Here is a 24,949-nt window from a genome sequence, read left to right on the forward strand (position 1 = left end):
TCACTCGGCCTGCAGCACCAGCAGCGCCAGATCGTCCTCGGGCGGGCGCCCGCCGAACTCGTGCACCAGCCGCCTGATCCGTTCGGCGATCAGCTCGGCGTTCATCCCCGCGCAGCCCGCCAGCGCCGCCGCCAGCCCGTCCCCGTCGTCGAACTGGCGCGAGCCGCTGCGCCGCTCGGTGACTCCGTCCGTGACGCACAGCAGGGTGTCGCCGGGCCGCAGCTCGAAGCTCTCGCTGGTATACGTCTCGTCCTCGACGACCCCGAGCAGGGTCTGCGGCCGCGCGGCGGTACGGACGTCGCCGTCGGGCCCGAGGAGGAGCGGCAGCGGATGCCCGGCGGAGGCGAGGGTACAGCGGACGCCGCCGTCGAAGGGGGCGAGTTCGCCGTAGAGGAGGGAGAGGAAGCGGGTCTGCGGGCCGTCGCCGGGGCCGGCGGGGCCGACCAGGGCGCGGGCGGCGGCGTCGGCGGCCTCGGTGGCGTCGTCGAGGAGGAGCTGGTTGAGGCGGTCGAGGACATCGGCGACGCGGTAGCCCTCGCGGGCGAGCAGGCGGAGCCAGGGGCGGGCCAGCCCGATGACGACGGCGGCCTCGGGGCCCTTGCCCTGGACGTCACCGACGGCGAAGCACCAGCGTCCGTCGCCGGCCGGGAAGAGGTCGTAGAAGTCGCCGCTGGGCCCGCCCTTGTCGCAGGGCTCGTACACAAGGGCGCTGCGCACGCCGGGGATCTGCGCGACCGCGCCGGGCAGCAGGCCGCGCTGGAGTACGGCGCTGATGGTGGCCTGGCGTGCGTACTGCCGGGCCGCCCCGATGGCCAGCGCCACCCGACGGCTCAGATCCTCGACGAGCCCGGTGATCTCGTCCGGAAACCCCTCGCCCCCGGCCCGCCCGATCACCAGCGTCCCCAGCGGCCGCCCACCGGCGACGAGCCGGTACGAGAGGGCCGTACCGGCGATGTCGCCTTCGGCGGGGACGGAGGCCACGGGTTCCTCGACACGAGCGTGCGGCTGCCGGGGGCGCGAGTCCGCCGGGGGTGGGGTGGTGGGGGCCGGGATGCGGGGGGTTGGGTTGCTGGGGGCTGGACTGTCGGGGACCGCGTTGCCGGGGGCCGGGATTCCGTCGCTCGGGACCCCGTCGCCGGGCCCCCCAGGCCAAGCCCCCTCGCAAAGCGCATCCCCCGCACTGGCATCCCCAGGCCACGGATACGGCACCGGCCCCGAAGGCGTCGCCCCTTCCTCCGTACGTCGCGGGGGCTCCTTCTCCAGGCGGCGGCGCAGGTCCTCGATGCGGTCCTCGCTCGCGTGCCACACCCGGGCCAGTCGCGCCCCGCCCGAACCACCGCCCTCGCCCCAACCGACCCGGCCGCCCAGGGACTCGTCCTCCAGCCAGACCGCACACCAGTCGGCCAGCCGGGGCACGATCAGCTGGCCGGTGAGTGCGGCGACGAGGTCCTCGTCGAGCTGGCCGGCGAGCAGGTCGGAGGCCTCGGCGAGGAAGGACAGCGCGCCCCGGCCGAGCCAGTCCCGGTCGCGTTCGGCCCGCTGGGGCTCGGGGGCGAGCAGCTCGGCGCCGAAGAAGCCCGTGCGCTCGGGGTCGTACCCCTCCGCGTCCGGACACACCTCGGCGGCCACCCGCGCCCACACGGTCTTGGCGCCCCGCCGATAGGTCACGCCCCAGGCTTCGGAGAGCGCGGCGACCAGCCGCAGCCCGCGCCCGTACTCCGGTGTCTCGTACGCCGCTTCGCTCTCCCCGTCCCGGGGCGGCCGCGAGGGATGGTGGTCGCAGACCTCCACGACGACGGCACCGGTCTCCGGCTCCAGCCGGCAGACCAGCTCGACATCCGTACCGGCGTGCACGACGGCGTTCGTGACCAGCTCGCTCAGCACGACCATGGCGTCATGGGCCAGCCGGTCGGTCAGCCGCTCGGCGCCGGGCAGGCCGAGGCCGGTCCACTCCTGGAACGCCGCGCGCAGCAGTCCCCGGGCGGTACCCGGCGCGAGGGGGCTTCCGTTCAGCGCGGCGCGCACCTGTGCGTCCGGGCGTACGGAGACAAGGGATACGGACTCCCGTTGCGCCGGAACTTGCGCCGGAACGGCCCCCATCTACAGCTCCCCGAGCGGCTCGGACGAATACGCCTCGATCAATGCCGACAGGGTGACAGACCGCCCCCACACATAAGCGTGGAGTTACCGAACTGGCCAAACTCGACCAGAAAACGCCAACTAGCGAACGCAGGGCGCGCCAACCAACCCAGGGGCGAGGGGCCGCGTTCAATATGCGGCCCCGCCGCGTGGGCGCGACCAGCCACACACAACGGCCGGCCGCGCACAACCCCTCAGCAACCCCTACGCTTCGCGCGCCCCCGCATACATCTCATCCAGCAGATGCTGATACTCCCGCTCCACCACAGGCCGCTTCAGCTTCAGACTCGGCGTGATCTCGCCGTGCTCCACATCCAGGTCCCGCGGCAGCAACCGGAACTTCTTGATCGTCTGCCACCGCTGAAGTCCCGCGTTCAGCTGCTGCACATACCCCTCGACCATCTCCACGGTCGCCGGCGCAGCCACTACCTCGGCGTACGACTTCCCCTCCAGCCCGTTCTCCTTCGCCCACTGCATGATCGACGCCTCGTCGAGCGCGATGAGCGCGGTGCAGAAGTTCCGGTCGGCGCCGTGCACCAGGATGTTGGACACGTACGGGCAGACCGACTTGAAGGCGCCCTCGACCTCGGTGGGCGCGATGTACTTGCCGCCCGAGGTCTTGAACAGGTCCTTCTTGCGGTCGGTGATCCGCAGATACCCGTCGGGCGACAGCTCCCCGATGTCCCCGGTGTGGAACCAGCCGTCCGGCTCCAGCACCTCCGCGGTCTTCTCGGGCAGCCCGTGGTACCCCTCCATGATCCCGGGCCCGCGCAGCAGAATCTCGCCGTCCTCCGCGATCCGCACCTCGGTCCCGGGCAGCGGCTTGCCGACCGTGCCGGTCCGGTACGCCTCACCGGGGTTGACGAAGGACGCCGCGGAGGACTCGGTCAGTCCGTACCCCTCCAGGATGTGGATGCCGGCGCCGGCGAAGAAGTACCCGATCTCGGGCGCCAGCGCCACCGACCCGGACACACACGCCCGCAGCCGCCCGCCGAAGGCCTCCCGCAGCTTGGAGTAGACGAGCGCGTCGGCCACCTTGTGCTTGGCGGCGAGCCCGAAGGGCGCGGAGTGGGTGCCGGTGCGCCGGAAGTTGTCCTGCGTGACCTTGGCGTACTCGCGCGCGACCCCTGCCGCCCACTGGAAGATCTTGTACTTGGCGGGGCCACCGGCACGGGCCTTCGCGGCGACGCCGTTGTAGACCTTCTCGAAGATCCGCGGCACGGCCGCCATGTACGTCGGCTGCACCACGGGCAGGTTCTCGATGATCTTGTCGACCCGCCCGTCGACGGCGGTGATGTGCCCGACCTCGATGTGCCCGGAGGTCAGCACCTTGCCGAAGACATGCGCGAGCGGCAGCCACAGGTACTGCACGTCGTCCGGGCCGAGCAGCCCGGTCGCGGCGATCGCCTTCGCCATGTACGACCAGTTGTCGTGCGGCAGCCGGACACCCTTGGGCCGGCCGGTCGTACCGGAGGTGTAGATCAGGGTGGCCAGCTGGTCCTTGGTGATCGCGCCGACCCGGTCCTTGACCAGGGTGGGCTCCTTCTCCAGCCGGGCCGCGCCCCGGGACTCCAGCTCGGCGAGGCTGAGCACCCAGTCGCCGGTCTCCACGCCCTCCGCGTCGATGACGACGACATGCGTGAGGTCGGGCAGCTCGGCGCGCTTCTCCTGCGCCTTGGCCAGCTGCTCGGCGTTCTCCGCGATGAGCACACGGCTGCCGGAGTCGGCGAGGATGTACGCCGATTCGTCGGCGTTGGTCTGCGGGTAGATCGTGGTGGTGGCCGCGCCCGCGCACATGATGCCGAGGTCGGCGAGGATCCACTCGATCCGGGTGGCGGAGGCCAGCGCGACGCGCTGCTCCGGCTGGACGCCCAGCTCGATCAGCCCGGCCGCGATCGCGTACACCCGCTCGGCGGCCTGGGCCCAGCTCAGCGACTTCCAGTCGTCTGGGCCCTGCCCCGAGGCCGGGGGGACCGGGTAGCGGTAGGCGTCGGCGTCCGGGGTGGCCGAAACGCGCTCCAGGAAGAGGCCCGCGACGGACGGCGGACGGTTCTCGATCAAGGTCTGTGTGTCGCTCACGACATCCTCCGGGGCCCGCGACGGTGCGGCTGGCTCAGGGCGTCTAGCGCCTTCAGTGCGGCAGTTTTCACTCGCGCGCTGTTGTTTAACTCGCGAGTAACTATCGAGCAGGGATCAGGGTAGAGGCCGACCGGCCACTGCGTAAGCCTCCGTGCCTTGTCACTTCCTCCAGAAGGACAGCCGTATGCACACGACAGGGACCCACCGTCCGGTACGGCAGGCCCCTGTTGCACCCGATTTGCGAGGTAACCCCGGGTAATCCGCGGTTACTTCTTGCTCTTGCTCGACCCCGCGCTGTCATCGCTGGACAGCACCGCGATGAAGGCCTCCTGCGGAACCTCCACGGAACCCACCATCTTCATCCGCTTCTTGCCTTCCTTCTGCTTCTCCAGCAGCTTCCGCTTACGGGAGATGTCACCGCCGTAGCACTTGGCGAGGACGTCCTTGCGGATGGCGCGGATGGTCTCGCGGGCGATCACCCGGGAGCCGATGGCGGCCTGCACCGGCACCTCGAACGCCTGCCGCGGGATCAGCTCCTTGAGCTTGGCGACGAGCCTTACGCCGTACGCGTACGCCTGGTCCTTGTGCGTGATCGCGGAGAAGGCGTCGACCTTGTCGCCGTGCAGCAGGATGTCGACCTTGACCAGACTGGAGGTCTGCTCGCCGGTGGGCTCGTAGTCCAGCGACGCGTACCCACGCGTCTTCGACTTCAGCTGGTCGAAGAAGTCGAAGACGATCTCGGCGAGCGGCAGCGTGTAGCGGATCTCGACCCGGTCCTCGGACAGGTAGTCCATGCCGAGCAGGGTGCCGCGCCGGGTCTGGCACAGCTCCATGATCGAGCCGATGAACTCGGACGGCGCGAGGATCGTGGCGCGTACGACCGGCTCGTACACGTCGTTGATCTTGCCCTCGGGGAACTCGCTCGGGTTGGTGACGGTGTGCTCGCTGCCGTCCTCCATGACCACCCGGTAGACCACGTTGGGCGCGGTGGCGATCAGGTCGAGGCCGAACTCGCGCTCCAGCCGCTCACGGATCACGTCCAGGTGCAGCAGGCCCAGGAAGCCGACGCGGAAACCGAAGCCCAGGGCGGCGGAGGTCTCCGGCTCGTAGACGAGCGCTGCGTCGTTGAGCTGGAGCTTGTCCAGGGCCTCGCGCAGCTCGGGGTAGTCGGAGCCGTCCAGCGGATACAGGCCGGAGAAGACCATCGGCTTCGGGTCCTTGTACCCGCCGAGGGCCTCCGTCGCCCCCTTCTGCTGGCTGGTGACCGTGTCACCGACCTTGGACTGGCGGACGTCCTTCACACCGGTGATCAGATAGCCCACCTCGCCGACGCCGAGGCCGTCGGCGGACAGCATCTCGGGCGAGTTCGTCCCGATCTCCAGCAGCTCGTGCGTGGCGCCCGTCGACATCATCTTGATGCGCTCGCGCTTGTTGAGCTGGCCGTCGATCACACGGACGTACGTGACCACGCCCCGGTAGGAGTCGTAGACCGAGTCGAAGATCATCGCGCGGGCGGGGGCGTCCTTGACGCCGACCGGCGCGGGCACCTCCTTGACCACCCTGTCGAGCAGGGCGTCGACACCGACACCGGTCTTGGCGGAGACCCGCAGCACGTCGTCGGGCTCGCACCCGACCAGGTTGGCGAGCTCCTCGGCGAACTTCTCGGGCTGCGCGGCCGGCAGGTCGATCTTGTTCAGTACGGGGATGATCGTGAGGTCGTTCTCCATCGCCAGGTAGAGGTTGGCGAGGGTCTGGGCCTCGATGCCCTGGGCGGCGTCGACCAGGAGGATCGTCCCCTCGCAGGCGGCGAGCGACCGCGAGACCTCGTAGGTGAAGTCGACGTGCCCCGGGGTGTCGATCATGTTGAGGATGTGCGTGTTGCCCGGGTCATGGGTGGGAGCCCAGGGCAGGCGCACGGCCTGGGACTTGATCGTGATGCCGCGCTCGCGCTCGATGTCCATCCGGTCGAGGTACTGAGCACGCATCTGCCGCTGCTCGACCACACCGGTCAGCTGGAGCATCCGGTCGGCGAGCGTGGACTTGCCGTGGTCGATGTGCGCGATGATGCAGAAATTGCGGATCAGAGCCGGGTCGGTACGGCTCGGCTCGGGCACATGGTTAGGGGTCGCGGGCACGCAGGGTCCTGTCTCTTGAGGCGCCTTATGCCTCGGGTCGGATCGTTACGTAGCCTCCATGGTCCCACGGGCGGCGACCGGGGACCGGTTTGGGCCACCTGGAGCCCCGCTGGTAGCCTGGGTGGCTGCGCCTCATGCCCTCTCAGCGCGAGGCGCGTCTTCAAGAAATCACCTGGCACGGGTCCCGGAATCCCTCTGGCCCCGTGCCTGAACCTGAAAAGGCTCATTCGTGGCGAACATCAAGTCCCAGATCAAGCGGATCAAGACCAACGAGAAGGCTCGGCTGCGCAACAAGGCCGTCAAGTCCTCCCTGAAGACCGCGATCCGCAAGGCCCGCGAGGCTGCTGCCGCGGGTGACGTCGAGAAGGCCAACGAGTACCAGCGCGCTGCCGCGCGTCAGCTCGACAAGGCCGTCTCCAAGGGCGTCATCCACAAGAACCAGGCCGCCAACAAGAAGTCGGCGCTGGCTGCGAAGGTCGCGTCCCTCAAGGGCTGAACCCCCTATCTGGTCTGATCGGATCCGGTCCGCCGGATCCAACCGTCGGAAGGACCCAGAGCGGGCCCTCTCTCATCCGCTCCCGACCGGCATCCCGAGTCCGTACGCGGCCTGCGTTCGCCACGCGGGTACGGGCTCAGCAGTCTGAACCGAAGGCCCCGACACCCCGCTCTTCCCCAGGGCGGCCGCCGGGGCCTTCGGCATGCCCGGGAGTCACGACCAGAAGTCGTTGCTCCCCTCGATGTCCTCGATGCACTCGTCGATGTCGGACATCTTCTCCCCGACGATCCGGAAGACGAGGGCTCCGGTCTCGTCGAGGTGCTTGCCGTTGCGATCGGCCTGGAAGCGGTGCACGGAGACCGCATGCCCGCGACCGTCGACAAGGACGTTGCGCAGATCGACCTGAATCGTCCCGTTGGTCTCCTCGTGGAGCCGCCGGTACATGTCGATGACCGCGTCCTGTCCCTTGAAGTCCCCCGCGAGCGGATGACTACCGGGAACGTGATGCGTGCAGTCACCGGTCATCAGCCCCCGCAGGGCATCCATGTCACCCCGCGTGAAGGCCTCGTAGCCCTTGCGGACGAGAGCTGCGTGCGGGTGTTCAGCCATGCCGTATCGCCACCTTTCCTCATACCGGGCGATGGGCGGATACCGCTGATACCGACAATTCTCCTCTCGCGAGGGGCCGGTCACACCTCGACGCGGGGCCAGGGGGCCGGGCTAGCCGCGCCCCCGCGACCGAGCCGCCCGCGCGATCGTCACGACCGCCTTCTCCAGGGCGTACCCGGCATCATCCCCGCCGCCCTTCACCCCGGCGTCGGCCTCGGCGACCGCCCGCAACGCCACCGCCACCCCCTCCGGCGTCCACCCCCGCATCTGCTGCCGCACCCGGTCGATCTTCCACGGCGGCATCCCCAGCTCCCGCGCCAGATCAGCGGGCCGCCCGCCGCGCGCGGCCGACAGCTTCCCGATCGCCCGCACGCCCTGCGCCAGCGCGCTGGTGATCAGCACCGGCGCCACCCCGGTCGCGAGCGACCACCGCAGCGCCTCCAACGCCTCCGCCGCCCGTCCCTCCACCGCCCGGTCGGCGACCGTGAAGCTCGACGCCTCGGCCCGCCCCGTGTAGTACCGCCCGACGACCGCGTCGTCGATGGTGCTCTCGACGTCCGCGCACAGCTGGGACACGGCGGACGCCAGCTCCCGCAGATCGCTGCCGATGGCGTCGCACAGCGCCTGGCAGGCCTCCGGCGTGGCCGACCGCCCCAGCGTGCGGAACTCGCCCCGGACGAACGCCAGCCGGTCCGCCGGCTTGGTCATCTTCGGGCACGCCACCTCCCGCGCCCCCGCCTTGCGGGCGGCATCCAGCAGGCCCTTGCCCTTGGCGCCGCCCGCGTGCAGCAGCACGAGCGTGATCTCCTCGGCGGGCGCCCCGAGATACGCCTTGACGTCCTTGATCGTGTCGGCCGACAGATCCTGCGCATTGCGTACGACCACGACCTTGCGCTCCGCGAACAGCGACGGGCTGGTCAACTCCGCGAGCGTGCCCGGCTGCAGCTGGTCCGGCGTCAGGTCACGCACGTCCGTGTCGGCGTCGGCGGCCCTGGCGGCGGCCACCACCTCCCGCACGGCACGGTCGAGCAGGAGGTCCTCCTGGCCCACGGCAAGCGTCACCGGGGCGAGAGGGTCGTCTTGAGCAGTCTTCCTGGCCATCACGCACAGCATCCCACGCGCCACTGACAACGACCCCCGTCAGCCTCCTGCCTGCCTGCCCGGACGGGTCGGGCCTACGGATCCTCCCGCCACCCCTCCCACTCCGCCACGAACTCGTCCAGCTCCCCCGCATCCAGCCGCCCGTCCTCGTCCCGCAGCACGACCAGCCACTGCGCGTCCTCGGCGTCGTCCTCACCGGCCAGCGCGTCCCGCACCAGCTGCGGCTCCTCCCGCAGCCCGAACCGCTCCCCGAGCGCCTCCGCCACCTCCTCCGCGGACTCACGGTCGGGCAGCACCAGCACATGTCGCACATCACTCACGGCAGTCATTCTCCGGCACCGCCCCAGCCCGCGAACAAGCAGGTCAGCCCGCCCCTCCGCCGGTCCCTCGCACGACCGGCACCCGGTCCAGCTCGATCCCGAACCGCTCCCGGTACACCTCCAGCACCTCCTCGTCCGCCCCCAGCTCCCGCTCGTCCCGCGTCCCGTCGGCAGCCGTCGCCTTCAGCTTCCGCCCGCTGAGCGTGATCCGCCCGCCGTCCTCCGTGAGCCGGGAACACACCAGCGACTGCACGAAGTGCGACTCCGGCGAGGTGCTGTGCCACCAGGCCCCGGTCACGAAGTCCCCGAGCACCCGCGGCCGCAGCTCCAGCCGGTACACGGGCCTGCCGTCCCTGACCACGTCCAGGTCCGGAACCCCGGCCCCGCCACCGGCCGCGGGAACCCCCCGCATGCCCGCCGCGTCCGGCCCCGCCTCGGCGATCCGGAACACGCCCCCGGGATCCACCTGTTCGCGTCGCTCCTCGAAGGCCAGCGGATAGTGGCTGAACGCGCCGAAGCCGACGTCGGCCAGCCACTCCCCCGCGTCCACCGTCCGCACCCGCAGCGCGAGATGGTCGTAGGGGATCCCGGGACGACCGCCCTCCCCGTACACCCGCGCCGCCAGCAGCGAGACGTCGTATCCCAGCGCGACGAGCAGGGCGCCGAAGACCCCGTTCAGTTCGTAGCAGAAACCGCCGCGCCGCGCCCCCACCACCTTGTCCAGCAGCCGCTTCTCCTCCAGCACGATCGGCTCGCCGAGGTGGATCGACAGGTTCTCGAAGGGGATCGCCTGCAGATGGTGCAGTTGTAGTTCACGCAGGACGTCGACGGTGGGCCACGCCGGGTGCGGGACTCCCAGGCGGCGGAGGTAGGCATCAACCTGTGCGGGATTCATGCCTTCAGTCTCGCGCCACGCGCAAGCCCGCGCCCGCACCGACGACAGCCAACGCCCCGTCCACATCCGTCCGCAGCACCCTCGCACCCCCCTCCCGCAGCGCCGCGACCGTACTGGGCGCCGGATGCCCGTACGGGTTGTCCGCACCACAGGAGATCAGCGCCAGCCGCGGCGCGGCCCGGCGTATCAGCTCCGGATCTTGGTACGCCGAGCCGTGATGGGCGACCTTCAGCACGTCCACGCCGTCCACCAGCGCGGCCGCCGGTGTCCGCAACAGTGCCTGCTGGGCCGGGGGTTCGAGGTCCCCGAGCAGCAGCATGCGCAGCCCCGCCGAGCGTACGAGCATCGCGACGCTGGCGTCGTTCGGGCCCTCCGGCTCCGGTGCCGGTCTGGGCGGCGGCCACAGCACCTGCCAGGACAGGTCCCCGGTGCGCCGCTGCTCCCCGGCGAGCGCACGCGTGACCGGAATCCCCCGGGCGACCGCCTCTCTGCGGACGAACTCTGCCTGGTCCACCGGCTCTTCGAACCCGGTCGTCTCGATCGCCCCCACCGCACGTCCCCGCAGTACGCCGGGCAGCCCGGCGACGTGGTCGGCGTGGAAGTGGGTGAGGACCACCAGGGGGATGCGGGTGATGCCGAGGTCGCGCAGGCACCGGTCGACCAGCTTCGGGTCGGGTCCGGCGTCGACGACGACCCCCGTGCCCGGGCCCGCCGCGAGGACCGTCGCGTCGCCCTGTCCCACGTCGCACAGGGCCAGCCGCCACCCCGGCGGCGGCCAGCCCGTGACGACTCCGGCCAGCGGCGGCGGCTGCACCACCGCCAGCACCAGCAGCACCCCGCAGCCCGCGCACAGCCACGGGTGCCCCAGCAGCCGCCGGCCGGTGACCACGACGGCCACCGTGACGAGGGCGAGCAGCGCCGCCCCGCCCCAGCCACCCGGCCAGTCCACCCCCGCGCCGGGCAGCGCTGCCCCGGTCCGGGCGACCTGCGCGATCCACCCGGCCGGCCAACTCGCGCACCACGCCAGCCCCTTGGCCACCGGCATCGCCACCGGCGCCACCGCCAGCGCCGCGAAGCCCAGCACCGTGGCAGGCGCGACCGCGAACTCCACCAGCAGATTGCACGGCACCGCCACCAGACTCACCCGCGCCGACAACACCGCCACCACCGGCGCACACAGCGCCTGCGCCGCCCCCGCCGCGGCCAGCGCCTCCGCCGGCCGGGGCGGCACCCCGCGCCTGCGCAACGCACTGCTCCAGCGGGGCGCGAGGGTGAGCAGCGCCCCCGTGGCCAGGACGGAGAGCAGGAAGCCGTAACTGCGGGCCAGCCACGGGTCGTAGAGCACCAGCAGCAACACCGCCGCCGCCAGCGCCGGAATCAGCGACTTCCGGCGTCCGGTCGCGAGGGCCAGCAGTGCGACGGCACCGCAGGCCGCGGCCCGCAGCACGCTCGGGTCCGGTCTGCACACGACCACGAACGTCAGCGTGAGCGCTCCGCCGAGGACCGCCGTCGTCCGCAGCGAGATGCCGATCCAGGGTGCGAGACCGCGCCGCTCACTGCGCTGCGCCAGGCCCGGCGGCCCCAGCAGCAGGGCGAGGATGATCGTGAGGTTGCTCCCGGACACGGCGAGCGTGTGGGCGAGGTCGGTCTCCTTGAAGGCCTCGTCCAGGTCCGGTGTGATCCGCGAGGTGTCCCCGACGACCAGCCCCGGCAGCAGCGCCCGCGCGTCCGCCGGCAGCCCGCCGGTGGCCTCCCGCAGGCCTGCCCGTAACCGTCCCGCGAACCGCTGCGCCCCCGACGGCTCCCCCACCACCTCCGGCCCCGCCCGATCCCGCACCCGCACCACGGCCGCGATCCGGTCGCCGCCCACCATCGGGGGCGCGAGCCGCCCGGTCACCCTGACCCGGGTGGAGGGCAGCAGCCCGAGCCACTCCCGTCGCCCGGCCGCCCCCGCATCGACGATCACCAGCACGGGCGTCCGCGTCACGGCCCTCGCCCCGGACGCCTCCTCGACGCTCCGCACCTCACCCTTCGCCAGCACGGAGACCGGCGCCAAGTGGTTTCCGGTGACCCGTGGCCGCGTGAGCCGGGGGTCGGCGGTGATCTCCACTTCGGCGGTCACCGTGGCGAACCGCTCCGCCAGCCCCGGCACCGGCCCCCGCCGCAGATCGGCCCCGTGCAGCCCGGCCGAGGCGGCGGCCGCCGCGACGCAGAGCAGCACGGCGGCGACCGCGGCACGCGACCCGGCGCGCACTGCCGCGCGAACGGTACCGATCAGCAGCCCGCACCCCACGACCAGACAGACCACCACCACGCCGGTCAACAGCCCCGGCGAGGCCTCCAGCGCCAGCGCCGCCGTCGCCCAGGCGGCCAGCGCGGGTGGTACGAGCCGTAGGTCGGCCGGTCCTTCCTGCCTCGGATGAGCGGCTCCGAGGCGGCTCCCGGAAGCCATGTGCACGGCACGGCGCGCGCCCGAGGGCGGGCGGCGGCTTCTGGACGTCACGTGCCCCGCACGGCGCCCGCCCGAAAGCGACGCGTCCTCGGCGCGCCTCATGGCCGTACGAGGTTCCGCAGGTCGGCGAAGCGCCGTTCGCCGATGCCGTTGACCTCCCGCAGCTCGTCCACCGAGCGGAAACCGCCGTGCTGAGTGCGGTAGTCGATGATGTGCTGCGCCAGCACGGGACCGACGCCGGGGAGGGTGTCGAGCTGCTCGACCGTGGCGGTGTTGAGGGAGACGGGAGCTGCGGGCGCGCCGCCGGCCGCTCCGGCCGGGACTCCCCCGGCCGGAGCCGGGACAGCGGCGGGCGCGGGACCCCCGACGACCACCTGTTCTCCATCCACCAGGAACCGGGCCCGGTTCAGACCGTCGATGTTCGTGCCCGGCCGCACCCCACCAGCCGCCTTCAGCGCGTCGGCGACCCGCGATCCGGCCGGCAGACGGTGAATCCCGGGCTCGCGCACCTTCCCACTGACGTCCACCACGATCTCGGCGACCGGCGTGCCGCTGGCGGCACCGGGCGGACCGGTCGCCACGCCGGACGCGCCCGACGCGGCCGACGGCTCGCCCTCCTGCTCTACCACCTGCTCTCCGAGCGCCGCCGCCCGGACCACCTCGGGTGCCTGCACGGACTGCGTCCGCCCGGCCCAGAAGTGCTGCACCGCGAACCCCGCGACGACGACGAGTAGCACGGTGAGCGCCACCACGCTTCTCCGCTCCAGGCCGCACCGCGCCTGCAACCACACCGGCATCCGCTCCCGCAGAGCCAGCGCGGCCCGCTCCCGCCGACGGTCCGCACCGTCAGGTGCAACTCCGGGCCCGTCCTCTGCCGCCTCTTCCTCAGAGGCGTCCTCCGGTGGCCCCGCCCCCGACTCCCGCCACTCCTCGGCACGTTCGCCGAAGAGCACCTCCGCACGGCGCCGGAGTTCTTCTGCCGACGCGTGCCGGTGCCGGGCCCGGCCGAGGGCCGGAGGGCGGCGATGGCGGTGTGCCGTACGACCGTCGGAGGCAGGTCCGCGGCCCGGTCCACTCGTTACGGATGCTGCGCGTGTGCGTGATCGAAGTGCCATGCGACGAGGATGCGGCAGCCCGCCACCCTCGCGATGATCTTGCTCAATTCCCGGGGATTACCGCCGAGTTGTGGAAAACTCCGCCACCCACACGAGTGAAACCCGAGGCGACGGCACCTCAAGAACGGGCCCTCACCGCGCCGAAACCACAACCCCCAACAACCCAGGCCCGGTATGCGCCCCGATCACGGCCCCCACCTCACTCACATGCAGGTCCGCCAGCCCCGGCACCCGCCCCCGCACCCGCTCCGCCAGCGCCGACGCCCGGTCCGCCGCAGCCAGATGGTGTACCGCGATGTCCACCTGGGCGCCGCCCGCCCGGTCGGCCACGATCTCCTCCAGCCGGGCGATCGCCCTCGATGCCGTCCGGACCTTCTCCAGGAGTTCGATACGGCCACCGTCCAGCTGCAGCAACGGCTTCACGGCGAGTGCCGACCCGAGGAGCGCCTGCGCGGTGCCGATCCGTCCGCCGCGCCGCAGATAGTCAAGGGTGTCGACATAGAAGTAGGCCGATGTGCCGGAGGCACGTTTCTCGGCGGCCGTGACCGCCTCGTCCACCGTGCCGCCGGTCTGCGCCACCTCGGCCGCGGCCAGCGCGCAGAAACCGAGCGCCATCGCGATCATCCCGGTGTCCACCACCCGTACCGGCACCGGCGCTTCGCGCGCCGCGAGGACCGCCGCGTCGTACGTGCCCGACAACTCGGCCGACAGATGCAGGGAGACGATGCCGGTGGCGCCGGACTCGGCGACCTTGCGGTAGGTCTCGGCGAACAGCTGGGGGCTGGGGCGCGAGGTGGTGACGGGGCGTCGCTTCTGCAGCGCCTGGGCCAGCGAACGGGTCGAGATCTCGGTGCCCTCTTCCAGCGCGCGGTCGCCGAGGACCACGGTCAGGGGTACCGCTGTGATGCCATGGCGCTCCATCGTCCGGGGCGGCAGGTAGGCCGTTGAATCGGTGACGATCGCGACATGGCGGGACATGAGCTGGAGGTTACCTGCCGTAGTGCCCGGGCGGCAGCCCGGGCCTCTCACCCGCGCGGAACATGCGCAAGGACGCCACGAGGAACCCTCGCACACGGTGCGGCCAACCGGAGCGGCGCCGCATGCTCAGGTGGTGCTCTCGGGGCGGGGCTTCTTCTGCCAGGGGTACGTCGGACGCGGCCCCGGCGGGGTGATGGCGGGCCGCGTCGGCTCCTCGGCCGTGCGGGACTGCGGGGTGTCCGGCCAGGTCTGCTGGGTGTTCGGGGCGTCGGCGGGCGGGGCCTCGGGCCACGGCGGCGGGGTCGCGGCGGAGTCCGATGTCGTCCAGTGCCGCAGCGCGCCGGTCTCCACGTCGATCTGGGCGCTCAGCGCGTCCAGGTCGTCGTCCGCGAAACGGCCGGCCCGGTCGCGGGCCGCCCAGCGCAGCGACTCCGCCGACTGTGTGATGCGCTCGGTGCGGTCGCGCAGCTCGGGCAGCCGCTCGGCGAGCGTCGCCCGGTCCGGCTCGGACTCCAGGCGCCTGAGCTCGGCGTCCAGTTCGTGCCCGTGCGCGCTGAGCCGCTGGAACAGGCCGAGCGCCTCCTTCAGGGACTCGTCCTCGGCCACGCCCGCGTGCAGCGTGTCCTGCGTGGCGCGCATCGAGGTGCGCAGCTTCAGTCGCAGCTGGGCGATCTCGCCGACGGGGCCGGGCTGGGCGAAGGACTTGGCGCGCAGCGTGTGGTCCTCGACCGTGCGGCGGGCCTGCGTGATCGTGCGGTCCACGCCCCGCTTGGCGGCGCCGACCACCTTGACCGTGGCGTAGGCACCCAGCGCCAGGAAGAGCACGAAGAGCAGGGCGAACACCATGATCACTGCTTCCACGACGCTCCTCCTGACGAACCGGCCGCGGCACACCCCGCGCCGCTCTTCAACGGTAAACGCAACGGGCAGGCCCGGAGTTCCAGAAGAACCCCGAACCTGCCCGCAGATCACCTCGAACCGACCCGTAGGGGACGACCCCGACGCTACGCCGGAACGATATTCACCAGCTTCGGCGCCCGAACGATCACCTTCCGGATCCCGGCCCCACCCAGCGCCGCCAGCACCTTCTCATCGGCCAGCGCCACCTTCTCCAGCTCCTCCTCGGAGATCGACGGCGACACCTCCAGCCGCGCCTTGACCTTGCCCTTGACCTGCACCACACAGGTCACGGTCTCGTCCACGACGTACGCCGGGTCGGCGACGGGGAAGTCCTGGTGGACCACCGAGCCGGTGTGCCCCAGCCGCCGCCACAGCTCCTCGGCGATGTGCGGTGCCAGCGGCGCGACCATCAGGACCAGCGCCTCGGCGACCGGCCGCGGCACGAGACCGCCCGCCTTGGTCAGGTGGTTGTTCAGCTCGGTGACCTTGGCGATCGCGGTGTTGAACCGCATGCCCTCCAGGTCCCCGCGCACCCCGTCGATCGCCTTGTGCAGCGCCCGCAGCGTCTCCTCGTCGATGTCGGCGGGCTCGGCGTCGACCACCGTCACCTCACCGGTCGCCTCGTCGACAATGTTGCGCCACAGCCGCTGCAGCAGCCGGAACTGGCCCACCACCGCGCGCGTGTCCCACGGCCGGGAGACGTCCAGCGGACCCATCGCCATCTCGTACAGCCGCAGTGTGTCGGCACCGTACTCGGCGGCGATCTCGTCCGGAGTCACCGCGTTCTTCAGGGACTTGCCCATCTTGCCCAGCAGCCGGCTGACCTGCTCGCCCTGGTAGTAGTACGCGCCGTCGCGCTCCTCCACCTCGGCGGCCGGCACCGCGATGCCGCGGCTGTCCCGGTAGACGTAGGCCTGGATCATGCCCTGGTTGAACAGCCGGTGGAACGGCTCGGCGGACGACACGTGCCCCAGGTCGTACAGCACCTTGGACCAGAAGCGCGCGTACAGCAGGTGCAGCACGGCGTGCTCGGCGCCGCCGACGTACAGGTCGACGCCGCCGTGCGGCATGCCCTCGCGCGGGCCCATCCAGTACCGCTCGATCTCCGGGTCGACCAGCTGCTGCTCGTTGTGCGGGTCCAGGTAGCGCAGCTCGTACCAGCAGGAACCGGCCCAGTTGGGCATGGTGTTGGTCTCGCGCCGGTACTTCTTCGGGCCGTCGCCCAGATCCAGCGTGACGTTGACCCATTCCTCGTTGCGCGACAGCGGCGTCTCGGGCTGGGTGTCGGCGTCGTCCGGGTCGAAGGTGCGCGGCGAGTAGTCCTCGACCTCCGGCAGCTCCAGCGGCAGCATCGACTCGGGCAGGGCGTGGGCGATGCCCTCCTCGTCGTACACGATCGGGAACGGCTCGCCCCAGTAGCGCTGCCGGCTGAACAGCCAGTCGCGCAGCCGGAAGTTGACGGTGCCCTCGCCGAGGCCCTTGCGCTCCAGCCACTCGGTGATGCGCGCCTTGGCCTCGACGACGCCCAGGCCGTCCAGGGAGACATCCTCGCCGGCCGAGTTGACGATCTTCGCGTCGTACGACACGAAGGCGTCGTCCCAGGTCGAGGGGTCGGTGCCGCGGTCGCCGGTCGGCTCGACGACGCAGCGGATCGGCAGTTCGAAGGCGCGGGCGAAGGCGAAGTCGCGGCTGTCGTGCGCCGGGACGGCCATGATCGCGCCGGTGCCGTAGCCCATCAGGACGTAGTCGGCGATGAAGACCGGGATCTGCTCGCCGTTGACCGGGTTGGTCGCGTACGCACCCGTGAAGACGCCGGTCTTGTCCTTGGCCTCGGCCTGCCGCTCCACGTCGGACTTGGCGGCGGCCTGCGCACGGTACGCGGCGACGGCGTCGGCCGGGGTCCGGTGGCCGCCGGTCCACATCTGGTGGGTGCCGTCGGGCCACTGGGCCGGGGTGAACTTCTCGACCAGCGGGTGCTCGGGCGCCAGCACCATGTAGGTCGCGCCGAACAGGGTGTCCGGGCGTGTGGTGAAGACCGTGATGTGCTCGCCGTCGATGGGGAAGTCGACGCGGGCGCCCTCGGAGCGGCCGATCCAGTTGCGCTGCTGCAGCTTGATGGCCTCGGGCCAGTCCAGCGCGTCCAGGTCGTCCAGCAGCCGGTCGGCGTAGGCGGTGATCCGCATGTTCCACTGGCGCAGCTTGGCCTTGAAGACCGGGAAGTTGCCGCGCTCGGAGCGGCCGTCGGCGGTGACCTCCTCGTTGGCCAGGACGGTGCCCAGGCCGGGGCACCAGTTGACCGGCGCGTCCGAGGCGTACGCCAGGCGGTACTCGCTCAGCACGTCGGCGCGCTCGACGGCGCTCAGCTCGTTCCAGGAGCGCCCGCCGGGCAGCGCGCGCTCACCGCTGGCGAACTGGGCGACCAGGTCCGCGATCGGGCGGGCCTTGCGGGCCTCGTCGTCGTACCAGGAGTTGAAGATCTGCAGGAAGATCCACTGGGTCCACTTGTAGTAGTCCGGGTCGATCGTGGCGAACGACCGGCGCTTGTCGTGGCCCAGGCCCAGCCGGCGCAGCTGGATCTTCATGTTCTCGATGTTGGCCTCGGTGGACACGCGCGGGTGCGTGCCGGTCTGCACGGCGTACTGCTCGGCGGGCAGGCCGAAGGCGTCGAAGCCCAGGGTGTGCAGGACGTTGTGGCCGGTCATCCGGTGGAACCGGGCGTAGACGTCGGTGGCGATGTAGCCCAGGGGGTGGCCGACGTGCAGGCCCGCGCCGGAGGGGTACGGGAACATGTCCATGAAGAACTTCTTGGGCTTGGCGACCGTCTCGGGGTCGCCCGCCAGGTCGCCCTTGGGGTTGGGTGCCGCGTAGGTGGCCTCGGCGTCCCAGAAGTCCTGCCAGCGTGCCTCGATCTCGGCTGCCATGGCGGCCGTGTAGCGGTGCGGCGCGGCATCCACCGACATGCCAGTGGCGGCTGCGGGGTTCGTCTCGCTCATGATCCTCAAAGCTCCATCGATCGTCTCTGCCAGCGGCTGTGATTCCTCGGAAACGAAAAATCCCCTCGCACAGGAGGGGACGCCGCGCCGACTCCGGCCACTCGACTCACCCGGTGGCCGGGACTGATCAGCGCGGCCCGCTAAGCAGAAGGCGTACGGCACGCATGGCGTCAGGGTACCGCAGCCGTCGACCGGGCCGCGACGGACTTGAACACTGGTCAACAATTACTTCGCGTAACAGCCACTATGGGGCATCACAGCGAACACATTGTCGTTTGATAACAGCGCAATAACTCAAACCTCGTACCCATCGGTATGGGGCGACTTAGAGTGCGGCCCGGGACCGCTTTCCCGAACCGCTCGGAGTTGCCCCATGAAGTCTCCCCGCAGTACCCCACCGCTTCCGCAACGCGTCGCGCCGTGGGGAGGTGGGCCGTGCTGACCGCAGACGGAGTCGCGGACACGACCAACGACAGCACCGTGGACACCTCGATCGTGGTGTTCCTCGACTTCGGCGTGGGCGTCCTGGCGCTCGTCTGCCTCAGCTGCTCGGTGATCTGGGGACTGGTCGCCCAGGACCGGATCCTGCTCAACGCCCGCCAACGGATCCTGGCGCAGGCGGTGCACCGGACCACCGCCGTCGCCGCCGTCGCCTTCCTGCTGGTGCACATCGGGGTCAAGCTGGCGCTGGACCACACCACCTGGATCGCCGCGGTGATCCCTTTCGGGCTCCTCCTCACCAACAGTGACGAGCTCATGGGCCGGGGCGTCCTCATCGGCCTCGGCACCCTGGCCGGGCTGCTCATGATCTTCGTCGGCGTCACCGGCATCCTGCGCAACCGATTCGCCTCCCCGGCACCCGTCGCCGCACGCTGGCGGGCCATGCACATGCTGGCCTACCCGGCCTGGTGTGCGGCGCTGGTCCACGGCCTCTACGCGGGTCGCACGGCGAAGCCGTTCTTCATGTTCCTGTACGGACTGTCCCTGGCCGGGGTCACGGCGGCTCTGGCACTGCGCGCCGCGCCCCGCCCCGTCAAGCGCCGGGTCGCCGACCGGATCACCGCACTGCTGGGCACCGGGAGGGCGCTGGGCCGCGAGCAGCTGGAGGAGAGCCGGGCCCGGGCGGCGGGCGGGTCCGCGCTGCCGGGCTACGAGAACCAGCCGGGCGGCAAGCCCCGTACGGCTGCACCCTCGGGACCGCTGTACGAGACCGCCGAGCGCGCTGCCGCACCGGAGCCCGCGAGCGGCTTCTCGGCGGCCTACCGCGCCGTCTCGGCACCCTCGCGCCCCCGGCAGCAGGCCTTCGCGGCCGACCAGACCTCGCGCATGGAGCTGCCGGACTTCCAGCCCACGGAGGCCCTCCCGCGCGTGGAGAGCACGTCCGGCTCCTGGCCGATCCCGTCCCCGCCGCCGGTCGGCGAGGCGCCTCCGTCGGCCTACGACCCGCTCCAGGACACGGGATACAACATCCCGGTCTACGACAATTCGGGCGCGTCCGGCTATGGATCGAGTGATGTGTACGACACCGGTGAGATGAACGCCGCCTTCGGCACGTACTACCCGGATGACACGTACAACAACAGCGGTCCCGCCACTGAAACACTGCCCGGTGCGTCCTACGACTTCGACGCACCGGGTTCGGGCGAACCTTGGAACACGCCTTCCGGAGGCAATAAGTGAACGAGGCCCTGCCCGACGTCCCAGAAGTCCGCGTGGTCGGTCTTCCTCAGCTCACGTCGGGCTTCGACCTTGTCGAAAGACTCGATCTGCCCATGCACCTGAAGGTGCACGGGCCGCTGGAACCGATGGGCGGCGAGCAGCTCGCGCAGCTCGCCGAACGCATCAACCTCAGGGGCCGCGGCGGCGCGGGTTTCCCCTTCCACAAGAAGCTGCGCTCGGTCGCCGAATCGGCGATCAAGCGCGGCGTCCGGCCGGTCGTCGTCGTCAACGGCAGCGAGGACGAACCGGCCTGCCGCAAGGACACGGTGCTGATCAACCGCGCTCCGCACCTGATCCTGGACGGCGCCCTGCTGTGCGCGGAGGCGCTCGGTGCCCGCACGCTCGTGGTGGGGGTCACCCGTGAGTCGACGCAGCGCTCCATGGAGGCCGCGCTTGCCGAACGCGGCCTCAGCAACGGCCGCCGATCGGCCCTCCGCGCGCGTGTGCAGCGCAACCCGGTCCGCATGGTATCCGGCGCCGCCGCCTCCCTGATCCGCTCGATCGACGGCGGCCCGGCGATCCCGCCCGGCCGCAAGATCAGCGCCTCGCAGAGCGGCGTCGGCGGCGCCCCCACCCTGCTGTCCAACGCCGAGACCTTCGCCCAGCTGGCCATCGCCGCCCGCATCGGCCCGGAGCGCTACGGCAACACCGGCCTGTACGACGAGCCGGGCACCGTCATGCTGACGGTCTCCGGCGCCGTCGCCCGCCCCATGGTCATCGAGGTGCCCACCGGCGTACCTCTGCGCTACGTCCTCCAGCTCGCCGGCGCCCCGCCGGTCCCGCAGGGCGTGCTGACCGGCGGCTACCACGGCAAGTGGATCGACGCGGCGACGGTCAACGAGGCGATCGTCTCGCGCAACTCGCTGGACGCCGTGGGCGGTTCGCTGGGCGCCGGCGCGATCCTGCCGATCAGCCAGGAGACCTGCCCGCTGGGCGAGTCGCTGCGCGTCGCCCAGTGGCTGGCGGAGGAGAGCGCGGGCCAGTGCGGCCCCTGCTACCTCGGCCTGCCCGCCGCCGCGCGCGGCATGGAGGACATCCTCAACGGCGGCGGCCCGGCCGCCCTGGAGGCCCTCAAGCAGGTCGCCAAGAACGTCAAGCGGCGCGGCGCCTGCTCACACCCCGACGGCTCCGCGATGTTCCTGGAGTCGACCGTCAAGGCCTTCACGGACGACCTTGCGGCCCACGTCCTCGGCAACGGCTGCGGACGGCCCGTGCAGGGGGCCCTGCCGCTCTTCGAGGGCGGCAGGGCCCCCACGGGCATCCCGGGCGGCGGTGAGGACGGGGAGAACGGCCCCAGCCGCCAGAAGATCTACGTCGACTGGACGCTGTGCCGGGGCCACGGCCTGTGCGCCGACATCCTCCCGGAGGTCTTCCAGCTCGGCGCCGACGGCTTCCCGACCGTCGCCCAGGCCGCGGTCCCCCGCTACGCCGAGGCCAAGGCGCTGCGCGCGGTCCGCCGCTGCCCGGCCCTCGCCCTGCGCATCGAGGATCAGGCGGAACGAGCACCGGCCCGCAACAACCTCCCGGTCCTCTCCCAGGGCCGCGGCCGCCGCGCCCTCGGCCGCTGACCGCACACACGAAGGGCCGTCCGACACCGGGCGGCCCCACTCGTCAACAGCCCCAGACACAGAAGAATCCCGCCGGGTCGACTCGACCCGACGGGATCTTTACGTGGAGCTAAGGAGAATTGAACTCCTGACCTCCTGCATGCCATGCAGGCGCTCTACCAACTGAGCTATAGCCCCTTGTTGTGGTCCGCCGGGCTTCCCCGGCGGCGACGCCAACATTACACGGTCGACCGGGTACTCCACCAAATCGTTTCCCTTCTGCCCCGGTACGACCGCTATGGTCGGCCCTCGTGACCGTGATCACGCCCACCGCAGTCCACCGCCGGATGCCCATCGCCCTGGGCGCATGCCTGCTCTCCTTCGCGACGTTCTGGATCGCCCAGCGGGCCGCGCACGTCTCGATGATCGACCTGCTGGTGTACCGCGCCGAGGGCGCCACCGTACGCGCGGGCGGCGACCTGTACGCCCTGCGCGCCACCGCCGCCCAACTGCCCGCGACCTACCCGCCCTTCGCCGCCCTGCTGTTCACCCCGCTCACACTCCTCGACACGGGATCCCTGCGCACGCTGGCCACGGCCGGGAACCTCGCGCTCCTGGTGGTGTTCGTGCGGCTCTCCCTGCGGATCGTCGGGCACGCGCGCGTGGAGACCGTCTGGTGGGCCTCGGCGGTGGTCGTGTGGTGCGAGCCGGTGTGGACGACCCTGCGCTACGGCCAGGTCAACCTGCTGCTCGCCGTACTCGTCCTGTGGGACCTCTCCCGGCGTCCGGGCGACCGCTGGGCGGGCGTCGGCATCGGCCTCGCGGCCGCCGTGAAACTGACCCCCGCGCTGTTCGCCGTCTTCCTGCTCGCCACCGGCGTCGTGGCGTACCGACGGCACCGGAAGGGCCCTTGGCTGCGGCACGCGCGCGTGGCGGCCGGCAGCTTCGTCTGGGCGACGCTGCTCGCGGCGGCCGTCCTGCCGTACGACTCCTGGCGGTTCTGGACCGACGTGGTGTTCCGGACGGACCGCGCCGGGCACGCCGAGGAGACCGCCAACCAGGCGCTGCGCGGGGTCCTGGCCCGCCTGCTGCACACCCCCGACCCGGGCGCCCTGTGGACCGCCGTGGCGGCGCTTGTGACCGCCGTGGGGCTGGCGGTGGCGGTGCGGGCGGAGTTGCGTGGGGAGCGGGCCTGGGCGGTGGTCTGCTGCGCGGTGACGGCGCTGCTCGTCAGCCCGGTGTCCTGGTCGCACCACTGGGTGTGGTGTGTGCCGCTCGTCGTGCTCCTGACGGCGCGCGCCCGTCGCGCGGTCGCCGCCGGCACGCTCCTGGTGTTCTGCTCGTACGCCCTGTGGTGGGTGCCGCACACCCCCGGCCGGCCCGAACTGCACCAGAACCCGGTCGAGTTCACACTGTCGGGCCTCTACGCGGCCACCGGCTGCCTCGTCCTGGCGCTCGCCGCGAGCTCCGCAGGGAGGCGTCAGGCGGTCACGAACGAGTAGAACCGCTTGAGCGTGCAGTGCTCTTCGAGGAGCCGCCCGTAGATCGGCTCCCCCTCCAGCTCGCGGTACGTCTCGATCGGGTCGCCTTTTATGATCAGCGCCCGTGCGCATTCCTCGCACCAGTACTGGTAGTCGGGGTTCACCGGTTCCATGTCGCGGACGATCGGCGTACCACTGCCGCACCAGTCGCACTTCCGCCTGTGTGCACCCATCGATCAGCTCCAGCTGTGGCCGCAGGCCGTGCACACGTAGGAGATCCCGCCGTTGTCGCCGAGCACCTGGGCGACATGCGCGGAGCCGCAGGAAGGGCAGCTGAGCCGGGTGGTCGTGTCCCGTATCAACGCCGCTTCGCCAAGGAGGTGGCCGACCTCCCTGAGGATGCTCGCAGGCATCGCTACTCCCTCCCGTCGGGCCGCGCCCCCTTCCGGCCGTTTGATTCTGCCACGACCGGACCAATACGGTCAGCGACGCCTCGGTACCAGTCCGGACACGGCAGGCCTGGGCGTCTCCACAGAGGTATACGCCTGTCGGGCCACGAGTGCTCAAACGCGTGACGACGAAAAATCCCGCCCCCTGAGGGGGACGGGATTCGTCCGTGGAGCTAAGGAGAATTGAACTCCTGACCTCCTGCATGCCATGCAGGCGCTCTACCAACTGAGCTATAGCCCCTGGTGCCACGCGGCCGAGCCGCATGGTGTTTCGCCCCGCTCGGCGGGGCGAACAAGAAGAACTTTAGCCTGCGACCTGCCGGAAAGTGAAATCCGGGGTACGGCCCCCCGGGGCGGGTCTCAGTCGTCGTCGCCGAGCACCGGCTCCGGCAGGGTGCCGGCGTTGTGCTCCAGCAGCCGCCAGCCGCGGGCGCCCTCGCCGAGGACGGACCAGCAGCAGTTCGAGAGGCCCCCGAGGCTCTCCCAATGGCGGGCCTCCAGGCCGAGGAGGCGACCAATGGTGGTGCGGATGGTGCCGCCGTGACTGACGACCACGAGAGTGCCCTCCTCGGGCAGCTTCTCGGCGTGCCGGAGCACGATCGGGGCGGCACGGTCGGCGACCTCTGACTCCAGCTCGCCACCGCCGCGGCGCACCGGCTCCCCGCGCTTCCACGCGGCGTACTCGTCGCCGTACCGGGTGATGATCTCCTCGTGCGTCAGGCCCTGCCAGACGCCCGCGTAGGTCTCGCGCAGGGCCTCGGTGTGGTTGACCTCCAGGCCGGTGAGCGCGGCCAGCTCGGCGGCCGTGTTCGCGGCCCGCTTCAGGTCCGAGGAGACGATCGCGTCGGGCTTGAGGGAGGCCAGCAGCCGGGCGGCACGGCGGGCCTGGGCCAGGCCGGCCTCGGTGAGCTCGACGTCCGTGGTGCCCTGGAAGCGGCGCTCCACGTTCCAGGAGGTCTGGCCGTGCCGCCACAGGATGACGCGGCGGCCGCGGCCGGGCTTGCCCGTGGGCACCTCGTCGGTGGTGCTCATCGCCAGTCACCGCCCAGCTCGGCGGCCTCCTCGGCGGCCTGCAGCCTGGCGTGCTCCTCGCCCTTGCCGCGGGTGGCCTTGGCGTCGGCGGGCAGCTCGATCTCGGGGCAGTCCTTCCACAGCCGCTCCAGGGCGTAGAAGACCCGCTCCTCGCTGTGCTGCACGTGCACGACGATGTCGACGTAGTCGAGGAGGACCCAGCGGGCCTCGCGGTCGCCCTCGCGGCGCACCGGCTTGGCGCCGAACTCCTTCTGGAGCCGTTCCTCGATCTCGTCGACGATCGACTTGACCTGGCGGTCGTTGGGCGCGGACGCCAGCAGGAAGGCATCCGTGATCGACAGCACATCGCTCACGTCGTAGGCGATGACGTCGTGAGCGAGCTTGTCGGCGGCCGCCTGGGCCGCGGTGTTGATGAGCTCAAGGGAACGGTCGGTTGCGGTCACTACATGGCTTTCCGTCGGCGGTCACTTGTCTCCAAGGGTCTCACGGACCGCCGACGGCGCCCCACG

At 71.4% G+C, this 24,949-nt stretch carries 20 protein-coding genes and 2 tRNA genes; 4 read left to right on the forward strand and 18 right to left on the reverse strand.

The window, feature by feature from the left end; genetic code table 11:
* The 3 genes from SSP24_RS43380 to lepA all read right to left on the reverse strand — a co-directional run bounded on the left by SSP24_RS43380 (nt 1) and on the right by lepA (nt 6,353).
* Entirely contained in the window at nt 1-2,100 is a 2,100-nt protein-coding gene (locus SSP24_RS43380) for an ATP-binding SpoIIE family protein phosphatase (protein ID WP_229865432.1), read from the reverse strand.
* A gap of 243 nt (nt 2,101-2,343) precedes the next feature.
* Complete coding sequence (locus tag SSP24_RS18125) at nt 2,344-4,218, reverse strand: AMP-dependent synthetase/ligase (protein WP_141310649.1); 1,875 nt, start codon at nt 4,216-4,218, stop codon at nt 2,344-2,346.
* A 266-nt stretch (nt 4,219-4,484) separates the two neighbouring features.
* Nucleotides 4,485-6,353 (reverse strand): translation elongation factor 4, encoded by a 1,869-nt coding sequence (gene lepA / locus SSP24_RS18130; protein ID WP_141310650.1) that lies wholly within the window; start codon nt 6,351-6,353, stop codon nt 4,485-4,487.
* A 229-nt stretch (nt 6,354-6,582) separates the two neighbouring features.
* On the opposite strand from lepA, the gene rpsT reads away from it, so the two are divergent.
* Nucleotides 6,583-6,849, forward strand: a complete 267-nt coding sequence (rpsT, locus tag SSP24_RS18135; RefSeq protein ID WP_141310652.1) for a 30S ribosomal protein S20 — start codon at nt 6,583-6,585, stop codon at nt 6,847-6,849.
* A gap of 213 nt (nt 6,850-7,062) precedes the next feature.
* On the opposite strand, the gene SSP24_RS18140 is transcribed toward rpsT, so the two are convergent.
* The 9 genes from SSP24_RS18140 to leuS all read right to left on the reverse strand — a co-directional run bounded on the left by SSP24_RS18140 (nt 7,063) and on the right by leuS (nt 18,212).
* Nucleotides 7,063-7,458 carry a nuclear transport factor 2 family protein gene (locus SSP24_RS18140; protein WP_141310654.1) on the reverse strand — a complete coding sequence of 132 codons (396 nt, stop codon included), beginning with the start codon at nt 7,456-7,458 and terminating at the stop codon, nt 7,063-7,065.
* A gap of 111 nt (nt 7,459-7,569) precedes the next feature.
* The gene (holA, locus tag SSP24_RS18145; RefSeq protein ID WP_189986311.1) at nt 7,570-8,559 is read right to left on the reverse strand and encodes a DNA polymerase III subunit delta; all 990 of its coding nucleotides are present in this window, start codon (nt 8,557-8,559) and stop codon (nt 7,570-7,572) included.
* 74 nt (nt 8,560-8,633) lie between these two features.
* Entirely contained in the window at nt 8,634-8,879 is a 246-nt protein-coding gene (locus SSP24_RS18150; RefSeq protein WP_141310656.1) for a hypothetical protein, read from the reverse strand.
* A 43-nt stretch (nt 8,880-8,922) separates the two neighbouring features.
* Nucleotides 8,923-9,774: an arylamine N-acetyltransferase family protein gene (locus tag SSP24_RS18155; protein ID WP_141310657.1), complete on the reverse strand. Its 852-nt coding sequence runs from the start codon at nt 9,772-9,774 to the stop codon at nt 8,923-8,925.
* Between the two features lie 4 nt (nt 9,775-9,778).
* Entirely contained in the window at nt 9,779-12,226 is a 2,448-nt protein-coding gene (locus tag SSP24_RS18160) for a ComEC/Rec2 family competence protein (RefSeq protein ID WP_229865426.1), read from the reverse strand.
* A 98-nt stretch (nt 12,227-12,324) separates the two neighbouring features.
* Nucleotides 12,325-13,341, reverse strand: a complete 1,017-nt coding sequence (locus SSP24_RS18165) for a ComEA family DNA-binding protein (protein ID WP_141310661.1) — start codon at nt 13,339-13,341, stop codon at nt 12,325-12,327.
* Nucleotides 13,342-13,473: 132 nt separating this feature from the next.
* Nucleotides 13,474-14,319: a DegV family protein gene (locus SSP24_RS18170; protein WP_141310663.1), complete on the reverse strand. Its 846-nt coding sequence runs from the start codon at nt 14,317-14,319 to the stop codon at nt 13,474-13,476.
* A gap of 126 nt (nt 14,320-14,445) precedes the next feature.
* The gene (locus tag SSP24_RS18175) at nt 14,446-15,180 is read right to left on the reverse strand and encodes a hypothetical protein (RefSeq protein WP_141310665.1); all 735 of its coding nucleotides are present in this window, start codon (nt 15,178-15,180) and stop codon (nt 14,446-14,448) included.
* Between the two features lie 143 nt (nt 15,181-15,323).
* Nucleotides 15,324-18,212, reverse strand: a complete 2,889-nt coding sequence (gene leuS / locus SSP24_RS18180; protein ID WP_141310667.1) for a leucine--tRNA ligase — start codon at nt 18,210-18,212, stop codon at nt 15,324-15,326.
* Nucleotides 18,213-18,647: 435 nt separating this feature from the next.
* On the opposite strand from leuS, the gene SSP24_RS18190 reads away from it, so the two are divergent.
* Together SSP24_RS18190 and SSP24_RS18195 are read left to right on the forward strand one after the other, a co-directional pair.
* Entirely contained in the window at nt 18,648-19,892 is a 1,245-nt protein-coding gene (locus tag SSP24_RS18190) for a ferric reductase-like transmembrane domain-containing protein (RefSeq protein ID WP_229865423.1), read from the forward strand.
* The gene (locus tag SSP24_RS18195) at nt 19,889-21,499 is read left to right on the forward strand and encodes an NADH-quinone oxidoreductase subunit NuoF family protein (RefSeq protein ID WP_141310669.1); all 1,611 of its coding nucleotides are present in this window, start codon (nt 19,889-19,891) and stop codon (nt 21,497-21,499) included. The genes SSP24_RS18190 and SSP24_RS18195 overlap by 4 nt, the downstream gene beginning before the upstream one ends.
* Before the next feature lie 104 nt (nt 21,500-21,603).
* Here SSP24_RS18195 and SSP24_RS18200 read toward each other — a convergent pair.
* A tRNA-Ala gene (locus SSP24_RS18200) sits at nt 21,604-21,676 on the reverse strand.
* Nucleotides 21,677-21,789: 113 nt separating this feature from the next.
* Here SSP24_RS18200 and SSP24_RS18205 point away from each other — a divergent pair.
* Nucleotides 21,790-22,980 carry a glycosyltransferase 87 family protein gene (locus SSP24_RS18205; protein WP_373306726.1) on the forward strand — a complete coding sequence of 397 codons (1,191 nt, stop codon included), beginning with the start codon at nt 21,790-21,792 and terminating at the stop codon, nt 22,978-22,980.
* Here the strand turns inward: SSP24_RS18205 and SSP24_RS18210 are convergent.
* From SSP24_RS18210 to rsfS, 5 genes are all read right to left on the reverse strand, one after another.
* On the reverse strand, nt 22,959-23,192 hold the full coding sequence (locus SSP24_RS18210; protein ID WP_003976229.1) for a hypothetical protein: 234 nt from the start codon (nt 23,190-23,192) through the stop codon (nt 22,959-22,961). The genes SSP24_RS18205 and SSP24_RS18210 overlap by 22 nt on opposite strands.
* Nucleotides 23,193-23,195: 3 nt before the next feature.
* Nucleotides 23,196-23,372 (reverse strand): hypothetical protein, encoded by a 177-nt coding sequence (locus tag SSP24_RS18215; RefSeq protein WP_141310671.1) that lies wholly within the window; start codon nt 23,370-23,372, stop codon nt 23,196-23,198.
* A gap of 204 nt (nt 23,373-23,576) precedes the next feature.
* Nucleotides 23,577-23,649 (reverse strand) — tRNA-Ala (locus SSP24_RS18220).
* Nucleotides 23,650-23,768: 119 nt separating this feature from the next.
* On the reverse strand, nt 23,769-24,440 hold the full coding sequence (locus SSP24_RS18225; RefSeq protein WP_141310673.1) for a histidine phosphatase family protein: 672 nt from the start codon (nt 24,438-24,440) through the stop codon (nt 23,769-23,771).
* A complete protein-coding gene (gene rsfS, locus SSP24_RS18230) occupies nt 24,437-24,883 on the reverse strand; it encodes a ribosome silencing factor (protein WP_141310675.1) in 447 nt (148 codons plus the stop codon). The genes SSP24_RS18225 and rsfS overlap by 4 nt, the downstream gene beginning before the upstream one ends.
* Nucleotides 24,884-24,949 lie beyond the last annotated feature (66 nt).

Source organism: Streptomyces spinoverrucosus (assembly GCF_006539505.1).
GTDB lineage: Bacteria > Actinomycetota > Actinomycetes > Streptomycetales > Streptomycetaceae > Streptomyces > Streptomyces spinoverrucosus.

Bases quoted from the DNA above. Each gene is read 5' to 3' on its own strand.
- SSP24_RS43380 (WP_229865432.1), bottom strand. From the start codon at position 2,100: ATGGGGGCCGTTCCGGCGCAAGTTCCGGCGCAACGGGAGTCCGTATCC.
- SSP24_RS18140 (WP_141310654.1), bottom strand. From the start codon at position 7,458: ATGGCTGAACACCCGCACGCAGCTCTCGTCCGCAAGGGCTACGAGGCC.
- holA (WP_189986311.1), bottom strand. From the start codon at position 8,559: ATGGCCAGGAAGACTGCTCAAGACGACCCTCTCGCCCCGGTGACGCTT.
- SSP24_RS18155 (WP_141310657.1), bottom strand. From the start codon at position 9,774: ATGAATCCCGCACAGGTTGATGCCTACCTCCGCCGCCTGGGAGTCCCG.
- SSP24_RS18160 (WP_229865426.1), bottom strand. From the start codon at position 12,226: ATGGCTTCCGGGAGCCGCCTCGGAGCCGCTCATCCGAGGCAGGAAGGA.
- SSP24_RS18165 (WP_141310661.1), bottom strand. From the start codon at position 13,341: ATGGCACTTCGATCACGCACACGCGCAGCATCCGTAACGAGTGGACCG.
- SSP24_RS18170 (WP_141310663.1), bottom strand. From the start codon at position 14,319: ATGTCCCGCCATGTCGCGATCGTCACCGATTCAACGGCCTACCTGCCG.
- leuS (WP_141310667.1), bottom strand. From the start codon at position 18,212: ATGAGCGAGACGAACCCCGCAGCCGCCACTGGCATGTCGGTGGATGCC.
- SSP24_RS18210 (WP_003976229.1), bottom strand. From the start codon at position 23,192: ATGGGTGCACACAGGCGGAAGTGCGACTGGTGCGGCAGTGGTACGCCG.
- SSP24_RS18215 (WP_141310671.1), bottom strand. From the start codon at position 23,372: ATGCCTGCGAGCATCCTCAGGGAGGTCGGCCACCTCCTTGGCGAAGCG.
- SSP24_RS18225 (WP_141310673.1), bottom strand. From the start codon at position 24,440: ATGAGCACCACCGACGAGGTGCCCACGGGCAAGCCCGGCCGCGGCCGC.